The following is an 18,036-nucleotide window of genomic DNA, read 5'->3' as shown; positions in this document are numbered from 1 at the left end:
AGTTAAGCGTTATCGTCCGCTTCAGCATTGTCATTTGTATCAGATTCAACTTCTGAATTAGAATCAATTGATGCATCCAACTCTACCGTTGCATCTGCATCAACTTCTGACTCAGGATCGTCAGACTCAACAATTTTTTCAAGTCCAGAAAGCTTCTCACCCTCGCCTAGATTAATCAGCGTTACACCTTGTGTTGCGCGACCTAATTCACGAATTTCTTTTACACGTGTACGGATCAATACGCCGCCGGTCGTAATCAACATAATTTCATCGTCTTCGTTGACCAGTTTAGCAGCTACCACCAAGCCATTACGCTCACTAATCGCGATGGCTTTAACACCTTGGGTACCACGACCAGAATGACGGAAATCCGCTAACACAGTACGCTTACCGTAGCCATTTTCAGTAGCAACCAATACAGATTGCTGATCATTATCAGCAATGAGCAATGACAATACTTGTTGATTGTCAGCCAGTTTCATACCACGAACGCCGCGAGTAGCGCGACCCATCGAGCGTACATCATCTTCAGTGAACCAGACCGCTTTACCGCCGTTTGAAACCAAAATCACATCATTCGCGCCGTTAGTAATTTCAGCACCAATGAGGAAGTCACCTTCATCTAAATTGATCGCAATAATGCCTGATTTACGTGGGTTAGCAAAATCGGACAATGGCGTTTTCTTAACTGTACCAAGTGATGTCGCCATAAATATGAAATGGTTTTCATCAAACTCTTTTACAGAAAGAATGGCGTTGATTTTTTCGCCTTCTTCAAGTGGGAATAAATTCACAATTGGCTTGCCACGACCAGTACGGCTTCCTTGCGGCACTTCGTAAACTTTCAACCAATAAACTTGACCGCGACTACTGAAACACAAGATGTAATCATGCGTATTTGCGACAAACATCTTGTCAATAAAGTCATCTTCTTTAGTCTGAGCCGCCTGCTTACCACGGCCGCCGCGACGCTGAGCACGATACTCGTCCAAAGGCTGGGATTTTACGTAGCCCGTATGTGAAAGTGTCACAACTACATCTTGCGGTGTAATAAAGTCTTCTAATGATAAATCTTGTGCATTAGCAACAATTTCACTGCGACGTTTATCGCCAAACTGCTTACGGATTTCAGTTAACTCGTCGTTAATAATGGCTGTCACCCGAGCAGGTGTTGCCAAGATATCAAGCAAGTCAGCAATAATATCCATGACTTCTTTATACTCGCTAACGACTTTATCTTGCTCAAGTCCAGTCAGGCGTTGCAGGCGCATTTGCAAGATTTCTTGCGCTTGAATATCACTTAACTTATAGCCATTTGGCAACAAGCCAAATTCAATACTTAAACCTTCAGGACGTGAAGCTTCCATCGCCGCACGTTTAAGCATTTCTTCAACCACTGGTGAGTTCCAAGCTTTCGCCATCAAGGCTACTTTAGCCTCTGGTGGTGTTGGTGCTGCTTTGATGATGGCGATCATCTCGTCCACGTTAGCAAGTGCAACAGCCAAACCTTCCAAGATATGACCACGCGCACGTGCCTTTTTCAACTCAAATACAGTACGACGTGTAATCACCTCACGTCTGTGACGCAAGAATGCCTCTAACATTTGCTTGAGGTTTAGCAAGCGTGGTTGACCATCTAGCAAGGCCACCATATTCATACCAAACGTGTCTTGCAACTGCGTTTGTTTGTAGAGGTTATTCAATACAACTTCTGCAATCTCGCCGCGTTTCAGCTCAATCACTACGCGCATACCAGACTTATCTGATTCATCGCGCAAATCAGAAATACCCTCAATTTTCTTCTCGTTAACTAACTCAGCAATTTTTTCAACGAAGGTCTTTTTATTTACTTGATACGGAAGTTCATCAACAATTAAAGCCTGGCGACCACCACGTTCCAAATCCTCAACGTGAGTGCGGCCACGCATTACCACACGACCGCGGCCCGTACGATAACCTTCTTTAACACCTACGGTGCCGTAAATAATACCTGCAGTTGGAAAGTCTGGCGCTGGAACTAGCTCAATCAGCTCTTCAATGCCCATTTCCGGGTCTTTAAGCAACGCGAAACAAGCGTCTAACACTTCGTTGATATTGTGTGGTGGGATATTAGTTGCCATACCCACGGCAATACCAGAACTACCGTTAATCAGTAGGTTTGGAATACGTGCAGGCATGATGAGCGGCTCGTGCTCGCTACCATCATAGTTAGGACCAAAATCAACGGTTTCTTTGTCGATGTCAGCTAACAATTCATGGGCGATTTTTGACATACGGATTTCGGTATATCGCATCGCCGCTGCGTTATCGCCATCGACAGAACCGAAGTTACCTTGACCATCTACCAACATATAACGCAATGAGAAGTCCTGCGCCATACGAACGATAGTGTCGTACACAGCTGTGTCGCCATGCGGATGGTATTTACCAATCACATCGCCGACGATACGTGCAGATTTTTTGTAAGGCTTGTTGTAATCATTTGACAGCTCATGCATCGCAAACAAAACACGACGGTGAACTGGCTTTAAACCATCACGAACATCCGGTAAAGCGCGCCCTACGATAACACTCATTGCGTAATCGAGATACGATCTACGCATCTCATCTTCTAAGCTTATGGGTAGGGTTTCTTTAGCGAATTGATCCATGTGCGAACTAACTTTTAATGGTTTTTATGTGCCATTATTTTAGCACAAAAAGCGTGCAAATTAGTAGCGCTAACAGTGATTAACGATTGGCTGCTTATCAATACGTGCTCTTGAGTTGAGCACGTATTTTAAACGTTATTTTGTAAGTAAAAATAAGTCCGCTTTTAAGTCTTCAACATGCTCTAAGCCAACAGCAATTCTCACCAAACCATCTTGAATTCCAGCCGCTGCGCGCGCTTCCGCTGATACGCGACTATGCGTAGTAGTGGCCGGATGCGTAATAGTACTTTTCGCATCCCCTAAATTTGCCGTAATTGAAATTAGTTTAGTTGCATCTATTAATGCCCAAGCGGCTTCCTGAGCTGTTTGACCAGCTTTTGGTCTAACCTCAAAACTCACTATACCACCGCCATTGCTCTGCTGCTGCATGGCAAGTGCATGCTGCGGATGTGATTTCAAAGCTGGGTAATAGACACGCGCAACCTGTGGCTGCGCCTCAAGCCATGTTGCTAACTCAAGCGCATTCTTCGCATGCGCTTCCATACGAATGAATAATGTTTCTAAACCTTTTAGAAACACCCAGGCATTAAATGCGCTCATGGTCACTCCTGCCGTGCGCAAGAAACCATAAACAGGCTCCATCAGTGTCTTGCTGCCGAGCACCGCACCGCCTAAACATCTACCCTGCCCGTCAATATACTTGGTAGCTGAGTGAATGATAATGTCAGCGCCCAATTCAAGCGGCCTCTGAACCGCAGGTGTACAGAAACAGTTATCCACCACAAGATAGGCGCCAGATTGATGTGCAATATCAGCCAAGGCGCGAATATCGCCAACCTCCGTCATTGGGTTTGATGGTGTTTCCACAAAAAATAGTTTAGTTTTTGGTGTAACAGCCGCTTGCCATTCAGCAGGATTCGTTAATGAAACATAAGTCACCTGCAAACCCCAGCGCGCCATAATATTGCTAAATAACTGAACGCTTGTACCAAAAATACTGCGTGAAGCTACAATGTGGTCGCCAGCATTACATAAACCCATCACACAAGCCAGAATTGCAGACATACCGCTGGAAGTGGCCACGCACTGCTCTGCGCCTTCTAAGGCAGCTAATTTATTTTGAAACATAGTGACTGTCGGATTGGTAAATCTTGAGTAAATATTACCAGGCTCAGTGCCACCAAATCTTGCAGCCGCTTGAGCTGCACTGTTAAACCTAAAGCTAGAATTTAAAAACAAGGCTTCCGAATTTTCACCGAACTCAGTCATCTCGTTACCCGCGCGCACACTTAAAGTTTCTGGATGGTATTGTTTTGTCATTTTCACTCTCATTTCTTTTGGGTATTAAAAAACCCGTTTAAGCTTTCAGCCAAAACGGGTTCTTTTTTAAACTCGCTTTAGCTGTATTTATTATGCGCCCGCAAGCTGAGTAAGACCTTGATTAAGTTAAGTCACTCAAATCAGCGCAATTTCATCTTAGCCCTATGAAACAGTATGGTCAAGATGCATTTGCATTTAAATCTAACTTACTTCCGTCGCCTCTTCAGCAGGCTCATTATCGAAACTATCAATCAGATTTAAATCCATCTGCGTGCTTGAGTTAGCTGGCTTTTGCTTCTTGTTCATGTCCCCGCGCGCAGTCTCAATATTATTCAAATAAGCTTCATTAATGTCACCTGTCACATATTTACCGTCAAAACATGAGCAATCAAAGTTTTTAATATGTGGGTTGCTTAATTTAACGCCCTCAACCAAAGCATCCAAGTCTTGATAAATCAATGCATCTGCACCAATTTCTTGGCAGATTTGCTCATCAGTGCGGCCCGTTGCCAACAACTCATCGCGGCTAGGCATATCGATACCATAAACATTTGGGAATCTTACTGGTGGCGCTGCTGAAGCAAAGTAGACTTTGTTTGCACCTGCATCACGTGCCATCTGGACGATTTGTTGTGATGTTGTACCGCGAACAATCGAATCATCTACCAACAAGACATTTTTACCCTTGAACTCAATACCAATCGGATTCAATTTCTGACGTACCGATTTTTTACGCAACGCCTGACCTGGCATAATAAATGTGCGGCCAATGTAACGATTTTTAATGAATCCTTCACGATAATCCAAACCTAAAGCAATACCTACTTGCAAAGCGCTTGGGCGACTAGTATCTGGAATCGGAATCACCACATCAATTTTCTTATCAGACCATTCACGTTTGATCTTTTCAGCAAGACTTTTACCCATATCTAAACGTGTTTGGTAAACCGATACGCCGTCTATCACTGAGTCAGGACGTGCTAAATAAACATATTCGAAAATACAAGGGTTGAGTTTCGGATTATCGGCACATTGACGTGAGAAAAAGTTACCATCCATGTCAATAAAAACTGCCTCGCCCGGCTCTACATCACGCACCATTTGAAAGCCGAGCACATCCAGCGCAACGCTTTCTGAAGCTACGATATATTCCGTACCTAGAGCAGTTTCAAGCTTACCAATCACCAATGGGCGAATACCATTTGGATCCCGAAATGCCAATAAACCAAAGTTAGCGATCATCGCCACTACGGCATATGCACCCTTGCAGCGCTTATGTACGCCTGATACCGCATCAAAAGCCATGTCGGTATTAAGTACCGCATTGCGTGAGGTTTTTTCAATTTCGTGCGCCAACACATTCAATAACACTTCAGAATCTGAATTAGTATTGATATGGCGTAAATCTTGACGGAACATTTCCGATTTTAGTTGTTGTGAATTGGTTAAATTTCCATTATGACCGAGCACGATACCGAACGGAGAGTTCACATAAAACGGTTGAGCCTCAGCCGCACTAGAAGAGCCCGCAGTTGGATAGCGAACATGAGCAATGCCCACATTTCCAATCAAGCTGCGCATGTGACGTGTTTGAAACACATCTTTCACTAAGCCATTGTTTTTATGCATGAAGAATGTATTACCATCGGTCGTTACAATGCCTGCAGCATCTTGACCACGGTGTTGCAACACTAACAACCCGTCATACAATAATTGGTTAACTGGATTTTTACCTACAATGCCTATGATTCCGCACATGAAGAAAGCCTTAAGTGATTAATTCTAATTAAAAAATTCTATAGTTCCAAGATGCAGACCTTGATGCAACTATTCAAGTCTATGATGTAAATTAACTTTAGCTAATTTAATCGTATTTAACATGCTTAGCAATGCTTATCGGCACCCACGGCAACATACTGATGACCAAGGCCTCAAGGGGCGCACTAAACATAGCATTACGCCAGCGCGCATCATTGGGCAGCTCAGTAAGTCCCGCTAAAAATACAATAATACAAACAATTAAAATACCGCGTATTAAACCAAAAAAAGCACCCAATAAACGATTAAGCCAACCGAGCCCCATTTTTTTAAAAACGGATGAAAGTGCAATCGCTAACAAAGTAGCAAAAAACAAAGTAGCAAAAAACAATACTAAAAATGCCGCTAAAATACGTAAGGATTCAGTTGGTATATCATCTGGCATCATTGGCAAAATCTGATTTGCATAAGTTTTGGCTGTTACAAATGCGGCTACCCAACCTAAAATTGCTAACGCTTCTCTAAAAAAACCACGCATCACACTTAATATGATGGATAAACCAATGATAGCAAGCACTACATAATCGAAACTTGTCATGTATTTTTCAAATCAATTAATCGCACTATAAAAAATATGCCTCTTTAATTATTGCTAATGACCATTCCAGTTAAGTCTGCCGCTTGTAATTTCGTGAGTGCGTAGGCAGCCTCTTGACGCGAGTTAAAGCGCCCTGCTCTTAAGCGAATTTTTTCACCTTTTGGTGTTGTTATATTCTCGGTGCGAGAATCAAGCCCGACCTGCTTTAATCTAGCCTGTAACTGTTTCACATTAGCTAAATCTGAAAAAACACCAACTTGTATAGTGAAGGTTTCGCCATTTATTGTAGAGGTTTTTACTTCAGGCTCTTTCACCTCAGGTTTTTTAACTTCAGTTGCTTTTGTCTCACTTGACTTAACGTCAGTTTTTTTAGTATCTGTAGATGTAACTTCTGCTTTTTTTACGGGCTTCTTGTCTTCGGCTTTCTTCTCTTCTTTTAACTCTCCAGCGCTTACAGAATGTGCTGGCTTATCAACTTCAGCATTCTCAGGTGATTCTGATTTTATTGGTTCAGGAATCACAGATTCACTTGCCGCAGCAACTTCTGCTTGCGGCTCAACTGGCGTTACATTCGCTTCAACTTTTGGAGCTTGTTGACTCACAACATCATCAGGCATCGTAATCTTAATGGCTTCTTGTGGCGCCAGAGCAGCACGGTCTTGCAACACCATTGGCAATACAATCACCATAAAAAGCACAAGAGCAATAGCACCTACTAAACGGCGACGGGCGCGCTTCTTTAAGGTTAGTTCTAGATCGTTAGGTGACTCAGTTGCCATTGCTGCTTCCTTAAGGATTAGTTCTGAAAGGTTAGTGTTCCGAGTGATTAGTTTTATAGCTTACGTTTATAGCTGGAATTAAAACGATTGCATCACGCTTGCAACTGTGTAAAAAGAACCGAATACAAGTATTTTATCATTTTCACCGACATCAATACAGGCTTGTTGGTAAGCAATGTCGGCGTTTTGAAAAGTTTTAAACTTAGCATGTGGGTCAATCTCAGAAACAATTGCTGCCAACTCCTCAGCTGATGCACCTCGAACATTATCTATTCCCGCGATATACCATAGATCAATTTCATCTTTAACAGCCTGTACAACGCCTTGAATGTCTTTGTCTGCCAGCATTGCAAACACAGCGACTGTTTGACCTTGAGGCGTTCTGCTTGCATTGAGATTTACAGCCAACGCGCGCGCTGCATGTGGATTGTGTGCAACATCTAAAATAACATGCGGTGAAGTTGATGCAGTCTGGAAGCGTCCCGCTAAGCTCACTTGGCGCATCGCACTCTCTATATGGGAGGAGGTGACAGGTAAACGTGATTGAAGTGAGTCAACAGCACTAACAGCACACGCAGCATTGTTGAGCTGATAAGCGCCTTTTAAGGCAGGAATGGGTAATCGGTAAGTCACCTCTCCCGCAGAATACTGCCAACTGTCGACGCCATCTAAACTAAAATCAAAGTCGTGATGTACACGCTTAAAGTTGGCTTTAACTTCATGTGCGAAAGTCACTAAGCTCAATGGTGGGTTAGCGTCGCCACAGATTGCTGGCACGGATGTACGGTAAACGCCAGCTTTCTCAAAACCGATGCTTTCACGCGTATTGCCTAAAAATTCTTGATGATCCAAATCGATACTTGTCACGATAGAACAATTAGGCTCAAATGCATTCACGGCGTCTAGCCTACCTCCTAAACCTATCTCTAGAATAGCTACATCTACACCTGTCTGCATAAAATGCCACATAGCAGCTAATGTACCAACTTCAAAATAGGTCAGCGAAATCACTTCGCCATTTGCACCTATCCTACCTGCATCCACTGCTTCAAATGCTGCACAAAGCGCATCATCGCTTACTTCTTGTTTGTTGATGCGCACGCGTTCGTTGTAACGTAGCAAATGTGGTGAGGTATAACAACCGACTTGATAACCAGCGTTGGTGTAGATCTGCTCTAACATTGCACATGTAGAGCCCTTACCATTGGTACCAGCTACAGTAATAATGGTAAATTTTGGATGCAATTCTAGACGGTCAATCATCTGCCTAACCCGATCTAAACCCATTGCAATAGATTTAGGGTGCAAACTTTCAATGTAACTTAGCCATTCGGCTAAGTTTTTCGTCGATTTAGAATTATGCATGTGGTGAGCCATTAGCTAAAGTCAGCCTCGGCATTGAATCAATTGAGAAAAAGCTATGCGCAAATAATTATGCCGCAACAGGTAGGCGCATTAAACCAGCTAAAAGACCAGCTAATCGATTGCGCATTTCACGTCTATCTATAATCAAATCAATAGCGCCATGCTCAAGCAAAAACTCTGCACGCTGAAAGCCGTGTGGCAAGGTTTCACGCACAGTTTGCTCAATCACGCGTGGACCAGCAAAGCCAATTAGCGCTTGTGGTTCTGCCACAATAATATCGCCTAACATGGCAAAACTTGCTGATACACCACCCATGGTTGGGTCAGTTAATACAGAGATAAATGGTAATCCAGCTTTGCTCAACTGCGTCAAAGCTGCACTGGTTTTAGCCATCTGCATCAACGAGAGTAAACCCTCTTGCATACGCGCGCCACCACTGGCTGAAATACAAATGAATGCCATTTTGTTATCAATTGCTGTCTGCACACCACGGGCAAAACGCTCACCAACGACTGAGCCCATAGAGCCGCCCATAAACTTGAATTCAAATGCTGCAACCACTACTGGTACGGTTTTAATGCTGCCTTGCATCACAATCAAGGCATCTTTTTCACCAACAGATTTTTGTGACTCTTTAATGCGTTCTGCATAGCTTTTACTGTCTTTAAATTTCAATGTATCAACAGCAACTACATTTGCACCAATTTCGAACTGTCCTTCTGCATCAAGCAACTGAGCCAGTCTTGCGCGTGCGCCAATACGATTGTGGTAAGAGCATTTAGGGCAAACCTCAGCATTGTCAGCTAGATCTTTCATATACAAAACTGTTTGACAGGCTGGACATTTACTCCACAAACCTTCTGGTACAGTCTTTTTATCTCCGCCAACAACACGTTTAATTTTTTGTGGTAATTGATTTAACCAACCCATAGCACTATCCCCTTGGTAATTCTTTGTACGACTTTATCGTTTAATTATTTTATAGCTAGTTATTTTGCAGCATCCACTGCGGTTTTAAGTTCGTCCATTAATGTCGCCACATTGCTCAACAAATTATCATCATTTGAGGCCTCAATGGTTTGCACCATGCGACTACCAACAACTACAGCATCTGCAATCGCAGCTGTGGCTTTTGCCGTAGCTGCGTCACGAATACCAAAACCTACACCTACAGGCAAATTGGTTTGCTTACGGATTGAAGCGACACGTTGTGAAACTTCAGCAATATCCAAATTCGCAGCGCCAGTAACGCCTTTTAGTGACACATAGTAAACAAAGCCACTGGCTTGGTTCACAATTAAATCCACACGTTTTTGGTCAGTTGTTGGTGACAACAAAAATACAGGATCAATATCTCTGGAACGTAACTGCTGAACAAAGTCACCACATTCTTCTGGTGGATAATCCACAGTAATCACGCCATCCACATCAGCCGCTTTCGCGCGGTCTGCAAATGCAGTAGCGCCGATTGCTTCAATAGGATTAGCATAACCCATGAGTATAATTGGCGTTGTTTGATTGGTTTCACGAAATGTTTTGACCATATCTAGCACGGCTGTGAGGCCTACTTTATGCAGTAAAGCACGCTCACTTGCACGTTGAATTACTGGGCCATCTGCCATTGGGTCAGAAAATGGCACACCTAGCTCTATCATATCTGCACCATGTTTAACCAAAGTGCGCATTAGATTCACGGTGTGCTTGGGGTGTGGATCTCCCGCTGTGATGTATGGAATTAAAGCTGTTTTGCCTTGTTGCTTAAGTGCTGTAAAAACTGTTTGAATACGTGACATGAGTTATATTTTTTATAAATTTAAAGAGTAATGTTAGCTAGCTTGGCAACGGTATTAATATCTTTATCACCACGACCTGATAAGTTGACTAGAACAATTTGGTCTTTGCTCATCGTTTTAGCGAGCTTTTCTGCATAAGCAAGCGCGTGGCTAGATTCCAATGCTGGGATAATACCTTCTGTACGGCAAAGATTATGAAATGCGGCCATGGCTTCATCATCAGTAATCGCAACGTATTCAGCACGTTTGATGTCTTTTAACCAAGCATGTTCTGGACCAACACCTGGGTAATCTAAACCAGCAGAAACCGAGTGCGTTTCAATGATATTACCATCAACATCTTGCATTAAATAAGTACGGTTACCATGCAATACACCTACAGGGCTATTCGCCGTTAACGGTGCTGCGTGTTTACCTGTTTCCATACCTAATCCAGCAGCTTCTACGCCTATCAAACGCACATTTGGAACGTCAATATATGGGTAAAAAATACCCATTGCATTTGAGCCACCACCTACGCAAGCCACCACGGCATCGGGCTGTCGACCCACCATTTCCATCATCTGCTCTTTGGCTTCAATGCCAATCACAGCCTGAAAGTCACGTACCATCATAGGATATGGATGTGGACCTGCTACCGTGCCGATAATATAAAAAGTGTTATGAACGTTAGTCACCCAGTCGCGCATCGCCTCGTTAAGCGCATCTTTAAGGGTTTTAGAGCCACTTTCAACAGGCACGACGGTTGCACCTAACAATTTCATTCTAAAAACGTTTGGCGCTTGACGTTTAACGTCTTCAGAGCCCATATAAACAACGCACTCAAGGCCTAAACGTGCAGCAATCGTTGCCGTAGCTACTCCATGCTGACCAGCACCTGTTTCTGCAATCACGCGTGGTTTACCCATACGCTTAGCCAATAATGCTTGGCCGATGGTGTTGTTGATTTTGTGAGCACCAGTATGGTTAAGATCTTCACGTTTCAGATAAATCTGCGCACCACCAACTTTATCAGACAATCGTTTTGCATGATAAATTGGGCTTGGACGGCCAACAAAGTGTTTTAAATCATAAGCATATTCAGCTAAAAATACTGGGTCGTGCCTGTATTTTTCATACATCACACGTAACTCTTCTAGCGCTTCAACTAAAGTTTCAGCAACAAAGGTACCGCCAAATTGTCCAAAGTGCCCACGTGCATCTGGCATATCATAAAGCTGCATTTCTAGTTCTCCACATTCAATTTTAAGCAACATTCTCTAAACGAGTTGATATTGCAAATATCTATATTTTAATTGCTATAAACTTGGCGCATAAATGCAGCAATTTTTGCTGCATCTTTAATACCTTTTGAGGCTTCCACACCACCGCTCACATCCACGGCATAAGGCATTACTTGCTGTATTGCTTGAGCAACATTATCAGCTTTTAAACCACCTGCGAGTATGATCGGTTTTGCCAACTGTTTAGGGATTAAATTCCAATCAAATACGTGCCCTGTTCCACCTGCAACGCCCTCAGCATAGGCATCCAACAATAAACCTTTAGCGGCTGAATACTCTTTTGCATATTGTACCAAATTTGTATCTGACTTAACGCGAATTGCTTTGATAAAAGGCAATGAATAACTGGCACATTCTTCAGGTGTTTCGTCGCCATGAAACTGCAAAAGATCAATTTTAGCGTTGGTTATGACTTCATTAATGAAGCTAGGTTCAGCATTTACAAACAAACCAACCACACTGACAAATGCGGGAATACGATTAGCAATCTCTATCGCCTGATTGATACTGACATTTCGTGGACTCTGATCATAAAAGACTAAGCCAATCGCATCCGCGCCCTGCTCAACTGCGCATAACGCATCTTCAACACGTGTGATACCACAAATTTTGACTCTAACTCTCAAGAATATCTTTCACAGATTTAGCAAAATGCCTAAAGCGCTATTGTAACGCTTAAATGAGCACTTGGATGTTACTTTGGGTGGCGCTTTGTATGTCTTGTTGATTGTCAGCTTGATTGATAGGAAGCCCCCATTTTGGGTCGTAGCCTACTCCAGTTAAATATAGGCCATTGGGTGAAAAAGTGGGCGGTGATAGAGTTCTATCACGTTTCTGCAGCAGTTCTTTCATGTAGATAGGCGGGTACGCACCTTTGCCTATATAAACCAACGCACCTATCATATTGCGTACTTGATGCTGCAAAAATGCATTAGCACTGAACTCAAAGATAAAGTATTTACCAGCCACTTTCACTTCAGACTTAATCATATTTCTAGTTGCTGTTTTAGCCTGACACTCTGAAGCTCGAAACCCACTAAAATCATGCTCTCCAACCAAATAACTTGCGGCCTCGGACATCGCTTCACCATTTAGCGGCAAATGAAACCAGCCAGCCTTAGTTGCCATTAAAGCTGGAGCCACTGGCGCGTTATAAAGCAAATACTGATAACTTCGTGAAAATGCTGAAAAACGCGCATGAAAATCCTCATCCACTTCATGCGCCCACTCTACCCGAACCGTCTCAGGTAAATGCGCATTGACACCACGCACCCAAGCGGTAAGGGGGCGAATGCTTGTCGTATCAAAATGAACAACCTGACAGCGAGCATGTACACCTGTATCCGTGCGACCCGCAGCATGCACTCTCACTTGATGTTGAGCGATGCTTGAAATAGCCAACTCAAGTGCGTCTTGAACCCCACCACCGTTAGACTGGCTTTGCCAACCACAAAAGTTCGCACCATCATAAGCTAAGCAAAGCGAAATTCTCAAAGCGATACCTTAATCAAAACAAGACCCTAAAATAAGACTCTCTAAAATAAAATAGTGCAATTGCACCAAGAATTAATATCATTACCACCAATACGTCATTCCATTTGAACGGAATACTCTCCAGCACGATTACTCTGTCTTTATTAACCAGCTCAGTTGTGGAAAGCATATTATCCAGTTGATCAAATCTAAATTTGAATTTCTCTTTTGCTGCCAACTCCTCAACATAGTCCAATGTCAGCAATAACCTAGCAGTAAATTTGTTGGTATTCAAGCCTAGCAGATTAAGTGGTGAAAGTAATAAATGCAAACCTATCATCAACTGCTCTTTTGAGCTTGTTGCAAACAATATACTAAGGACAGCAAGCGCGATTAATAGTTTGGCAATTTGCATAACACCCAATACACAGCCTTCGACTGTAGGTGCCACACTGACTGGTATATGCTGAATATACTCGCCCGGTGTACCAAAAGCATAAATAATGAAAATTGAGATAAATAGCCACTTCATACGCCTAACCACACGTAAAAAATCACTCCGCGCTAACCATGTCGCATAGACAAATAGAATTAGACTCATTGGCAATAAGTAGGCGTTACTCATATAACTCATGAGTAATAAAGTAAAAATAAATAATAAAATTTTAACGAATGGATGCATACTTTTCATTTAAGTGCTGTCAGCTTAAATAAAAAAGCCGAGCAATGCGCTCGGCTTTTTTATTTGATTTAGTTTACGCTAAACTATCCAACAACTCTTTCGCACGTAATTGCTGTACAGGGCCACCCTCTTTTAGAATTTCCTCTAAAAGTTCACGCGCGCCCTCTTTATCGTCCATATCAATATATGCCGCAACAAGATCTAACTTAATATTAACATCTGGCGATTCAGCCATTCCACTAAGTGGATCAGCAGCTTTCTTAGGTGCTGGTTTTTCAAGCAACAATTCAGATTCAGCATCAGCTAAATTCAAATCGATATCGGACAAATCGAAGGTGTTCGCTTCAAGTTCATCAGATTTAGCAGCCACCTCTTCTTTGGTGATAACCGGCTCTTCAATGCTAGGGAAATCGAAGCTTATTTCTGAAGCATCCATCTGCGACAGCTCTTCCGCAGGTTTAACATCTGCATCAGTCGCAAAATCAAGGTCAAATGAAATCTCTTCTATCGAATTTGATGCCGCTAAGTTTGCCTGGGTCAATTCATCCGTGTCTGAAGGCAAATTGAAGTCCATATCAAAATCTGTTGTCGATGACACTTCTGGACTATCAGTCAAATCAGAACTATTAGCTAAATTAACACTGCCGCTCAAGTTAGGAATATCAGGTGCATTGAATTCTAAAGCATTTGCAGCCGTTTCCGACAATGGAGTTTCGCTAATAAGCTCTTCTGCAACCGGTGTCGATTTATTTGCAAATTCACCCAAATCGAAATCCATTAAATTCGATGTAGTGTCTTTAACAGCCGCTTCAGAAAGCTCTTCATCTACAAGAAAATTCGCCGTGCTGGTTGCTAACTCAGCTTCATCCCCAAGCGTGTTATTGGTAGGAGCATCATCTAAAGTACCAAGGTCAAAAGAAATATCTGAATCTACGTTTTGCGCTTCAGCAAAACTTTGCATCACTGCTGAGTTCGCATCCTCTTCGCTATTTTGTTCATTAGCAACCGCATCATCATTGAATGAGAAATCCAAGCCTGCGTCTTCCGCAACTGCAATATCAGAAAAATCTGAGGCAGCGAGTTTCTGTGGAGACAAAGGACTCACTGCAACGGTTTTACTCACATTATAAAGTGGATTACTTGGCTCCATGCCAATACCAATAGCAGCTACTTTAGCCCACGTTGGATCATCAGCACCCAATGTTGTATATAGTTCACCTGCAATAGCCTCAAACGCTGAAGTATCCTTACGCGCTGCGTACATTTCCAATAATTTGAGATGTAATTCATAGCGTTTCGGTTCTTTTGAAATAGCGTCTTTTAGTATTTCTTCAGCCTGCGCATCGCGACCATAAGCCATATAAACTTCGGCTTCAGCAATGGGGTCAACATCATTGGTATCTATCATGCTGCCATCAGCACTTTGTGCAAAATCTGTTAAGAATGAGGTGTCAGACATGCTGGCATTACCAGTAGTATTGCCAAATACAGTGTTGGCACGTAATCCGCCAGAAGTTAAAATGCCACGCTCAAAACTATCTAAGTCTTTTCTACGTTTGTTGCGCAAAAACATCCAACCAGCGCCTAGTAAAGCGACACCACCAGCCCCACCCAACACTGCCAAATCAACTGAATTCATCAGACCAGCAAGGAACCCTGGCTCTTCTACCATAGGCGCAGGAACAACCACTGGTGCAGTTACTACCGGCTTTTTAACTTCAGGTTTTACTACTGGCACTTCTACCGGAGGAGTCACTTCCGCTGATTTTGCATCAGCTACAGGAGCAACTTCAGCTTTAACAGGCTCTACTGGTGCCTCAACAGCTTCAGGCTTTTTAGCCGCAGTTTCTGCATTCTTTTGCATGTCTGCCATTGACTGATTTTTCATCGCAATCAGCTTTTGCATATCCGCGATTTGTTTTTCTAGTGCGGCAGCTTTATTATTAGCTTCTTTTAAAGAGTTTTCACGTGCAGTGGTTTCTTCTTGCAGTGCAACTATTTTTGCCTCTGCAGACTTGGTCGCGGCATCTTTAGAGTTTTTTGTGCCAGCTTGATCGCCAGCTGAAAGCTTAACAACATCTTTGGGCCCAGTCGCTACAGGTGCAGCTTTGTCTTCTGCGGTTGCAATCTTGCCTGATGTAGATTGTTTTTGTTCGGTTTCAGCCATTGCAGGAGAAGCCTCAACATTACCTGCCAAGGCATTGCGATAAGCATTCCAATTAACTGAATGTATCTTGATTGTTTTCTTAGCTTGCTGCTCATCAACACTTGTGAGCACTTCTTTTGACGGTACTTTTATTATTTGACCCACTTTAAGGCGATTCATATTGCCTTTAGCAAATGCCTCTTTATTGTTCTCATACAAACCAACCAGCATCTGATCCAAGCTAACACCTTCAACCTGCACTTCTTTTGCAACTGCGCTTAGCGTATCACCGCGCTTGGTGGTTAACTCTTGCTCATTCTTAGCCACGTTGGGCTCTGAAGCTTGCTCTTGCTGTACGACAGGTGGTGCTGGTCTTTTTTGCTTTTTTGTTTTTTGTGTAACTGGCTGAGTAGCATCACCAACATTTGAAGTTGAAGGTCTATTTGTAGATTGCGTATTGTTTGTACCGCCAGTGGACGGCAAAGTGACTGGAATTGAAGCGGTACTTTCAGGTTTATAGCCAGGTGGGTCTAACAAAACGGTATATTCACGCTGTAAACGTCCTGTAGCCCAGTCTACTTGTATTAGCATATCGAGGTATGGATCGCTAACTGGCTGACTTGAACGTATTTTTAGAACAGGTGATCCATCGGCATTTTTTGCAATTTCCACTTTGATATTATTGTGAATACCTAGGCGTGGTATACCTTGTTGTGCGTATGCATCTTCAGAAGCGATTGAGGCTGCAAGAGTAGAAAGCTCTTCTGGTGTTACCGATAAAAGCTCGATTTCAGCTTTAAGTGGTTCACCTATCCCTGAGTTCACGTTCAGCTTACCCAGTCCTGCAGCGTAGCTAGATAACGGCAATAGTGCTAAGCACACGGCCAGAGAAATTTGCTTTATTTTAGATTTACGCACATTGAGCCCTTGATCAAACTTTATACCTAAATATTAAAATAACATCAAATAGTTAGCTATGCAAGCTGATAATGCACATTATATTCAAGGACTATATATGCGTTGTGTTTGAGTGCTATCATTTTCACAATAGCACTCAAGTCGTTCAAATTATTTCTCTATTAAAATCCGCAACATACGGCGCAATGGCTCTGCAGCGCCCCAGAGCAACTGGTCGCCCACGGTAAATGCTGATAAATAGTCATCACCCATACTTAACTTACGCAAACGACCTACTGGTGTATTCAAAGTACCAGTCACAGCGGCTGGCGTAAGCTCCCGCATACTCGCTTCACGCTCATTTGGAATCACTTTTGCCCACTGATTAGCCTCTGCCAACATTTGGTTAATTTCATCTAAAGGTACGTTTTTTGTCAGCTTAATTGTCAATGCTTGGCTGTGACAGCGCATCGCACCGATGCGAACACACAGGCCATCGATAACAATGGGATTAGCTTCTCGCCCAAGAATCTTGTTGGTTTCAACGCCGCCTTTCCACTCCTCTTTGCTTTGACCATTGCCCAGATCTTTATCGATCCAAGGAATCAAGCTACCAGCTAACGGTACACCAAAGTTTGAAGTTGGAAATTTATCGTCACGCAAAGTACCTGCAACAGTGCGGTCAATATCTAAAATTGCCGAAGCTGGATCTGCTAACAATGAACTTGCCGCAAAATGCGCTTCGCCCATTTGTTTGAGCAATTCACGCATGTTTTGTGCACCCGCGCCAGAAGCCGCTTGATAAGTCATTGACGTTGCCCATTGCACTAAATTGGCTTTAAACAAGCCATTCAATGCCATCAACATTAATGAAACGGTACAATTTCCGCCCACCCAGTTTTTGTTGCCTTGTGCATAAGCATCTTGAATTACGTGCATATTGACTGGATCAAGAATAATCACAGCATCTTTTTCCATGCGTAAAGTAGAAGCCGCATCAATCCAATGCCCATTCCAGCCTTCTGCACGGAGTTTAGGGAATATCTCGCTGGTATAATCACCACCTTGGCATGACACAATCGCATCCATTGCTTTTAAGTCAACAATACTCATCGCGTCTTTTAGTGGCGCAGAATCTTTACCTACATTCGGCGCTTTCCCACCGACTTGTGAAGTCGTGAAAAACTGCGGTTCGATTAACGCAAAATCATTTTCTTCCATCATGCGCTGCATGAGGACTGAACCTACCATACCGCGCCAACCAACAAATCCAACTTTAAGCATATCAAT

At 42.9% G+C, this 18,036-nt stretch carries 14 protein-coding genes; all 14 read right to left on the bottom strand.

All coding sequences use genetic code 11. The annotated features are described in order from the left end of the window. Window positions 1-2: 2 nt before the first annotated feature. Complete coding sequence (gyrA, locus tag M301_RS06050) at window positions 3-2,651, bottom strand: DNA gyrase subunit A (RefSeq protein ID WP_013147886.1); 2,649 nt, start codon at window positions 2,649-2,651, stop codon at window positions 3-5. A gap of 135 nt (window positions 2,652-2,786) precedes the next feature. Beyond that, entirely contained in the window at window positions 2,787-3,971 is a 1,185-nt protein-coding gene (locus tag M301_RS06045; protein ID WP_013147885.1) for an O-succinylhomoserine sulfhydrylase, read from the bottom strand. Window positions 3,972-4,172: 201 nt separating this feature from the next. Next, window positions 4,173-5,729: an amidophosphoribosyltransferase gene (purF, locus tag M301_RS06040; protein ID WP_013147884.1), complete on the bottom strand. Its 1,557-nt coding sequence runs from the start codon at window positions 5,727-5,729 to the stop codon at window positions 4,173-4,175. A gap of 106 nt (window positions 5,730-5,835) precedes the next feature. After that, on the bottom strand, window positions 5,836-6,327 hold the full coding sequence (locus M301_RS06035) for a CvpA family protein (protein ID WP_013147883.1): 492 nt from the start codon (window positions 6,325-6,327) through the stop codon (window positions 5,836-5,838). Window positions 6,328-6,371: 44 nt separating this feature from the next. Then, a complete protein-coding gene (locus tag M301_RS06030) occupies window positions 6,372-7,106 on the bottom strand; it encodes an SPOR domain-containing protein (RefSeq protein WP_013147882.1) in 735 nt (244 codons plus the stop codon). A 78-nt stretch (window positions 7,107-7,184) separates the two neighbouring features. Then, window positions 7,185-8,471: a bifunctional tetrahydrofolate synthase/dihydrofolate synthase gene (folC, locus tag M301_RS06025; protein WP_041359368.1), complete on the bottom strand. Its 1,287-nt coding sequence runs from the start codon at window positions 8,469-8,471 to the stop codon at window positions 7,185-7,187. Window positions 8,472-8,538: 67 nt separating this feature from the next. Then, window positions 8,539-9,402 carry an acetyl-CoA carboxylase, carboxyltransferase subunit beta gene (accD, locus tag M301_RS06020; protein ID WP_013147880.1) on the bottom strand — a complete coding sequence of 288 codons (864 nt, stop codon included), beginning with the start codon at window positions 9,400-9,402 and terminating at the stop codon, window positions 8,539-8,541. A gap of 59 nt (window positions 9,403-9,461) precedes the next feature. Next, complete coding sequence (gene trpA / locus M301_RS06015) at window positions 9,462-10,265, bottom strand: tryptophan synthase subunit alpha (RefSeq protein WP_013147879.1); 804 nt, start codon at window positions 10,263-10,265, stop codon at window positions 9,462-9,464. A gap of 20 nt (window positions 10,266-10,285) precedes the next feature. Then, complete coding sequence (trpB, locus tag M301_RS06010; protein ID WP_013147878.1) at window positions 10,286-11,488, bottom strand: tryptophan synthase subunit beta; 1,203 nt, start codon at window positions 11,486-11,488, stop codon at window positions 10,286-10,288. 68 nt (window positions 11,489-11,556) lie between these two features. Continuing rightward, window positions 11,557-12,174, bottom strand: coding sequence for a phosphoribosylanthranilate isomerase (locus tag M301_RS06005; protein ID WP_013147877.1), 618 nt, complete (start codon window positions 12,172-12,174; stop codon window positions 11,557-11,559). A gap of 49 nt (window positions 12,175-12,223) precedes the next feature. Continuing rightward, window positions 12,224-13,042 (bottom strand): tRNA pseudouridine(38-40) synthase TruA, encoded by an 819-nt coding sequence (gene truA, locus M301_RS06000; RefSeq protein ID WP_013147876.1) that lies wholly within the window; start codon window positions 13,040-13,042, stop codon window positions 12,224-12,226. Window positions 13,043-13,055: 13 nt separating this feature from the next. After that, complete coding sequence (locus M301_RS05995) at window positions 13,056-13,703, bottom strand: energy-coupling factor transporter transmembrane component T family protein (RefSeq protein WP_041359888.1); 648 nt, start codon at window positions 13,701-13,703, stop codon at window positions 13,056-13,058. A gap of 73 nt (window positions 13,704-13,776) precedes the next feature. Further along, on the bottom strand, window positions 13,777-16,767 hold the full coding sequence (locus M301_RS05990; protein WP_013147874.1) for a motility hub landmark protein FimV: 2,991 nt from the start codon (window positions 16,765-16,767) through the stop codon (window positions 13,777-13,779). Window positions 16,768-16,917: 150 nt separating this feature from the next. Continuing rightward, window positions 16,918-18,030 (bottom strand): aspartate-semialdehyde dehydrogenase, encoded by a 1,113-nt coding sequence (asd, locus tag M301_RS05985; RefSeq protein ID WP_013147873.1) that lies wholly within the window; start codon window positions 18,028-18,030, stop codon window positions 16,918-16,920. Between the last annotated feature and the right edge of the window lie 6 nt (window positions 18,031-18,036).

Origin of the sequence: Methylotenera versatilis 301 (genome assembly GCF_000093025.1) — a bacterium.
GTDB lineage: Bacteria > Pseudomonadota > Gammaproteobacteria > Burkholderiales > Methylophilaceae > Methylotenera > Methylotenera versatilis.
Note: the sequence above shows the minus strand (reverse complement) of the source record. Positions and strands in the feature narration are given on the sequence as shown.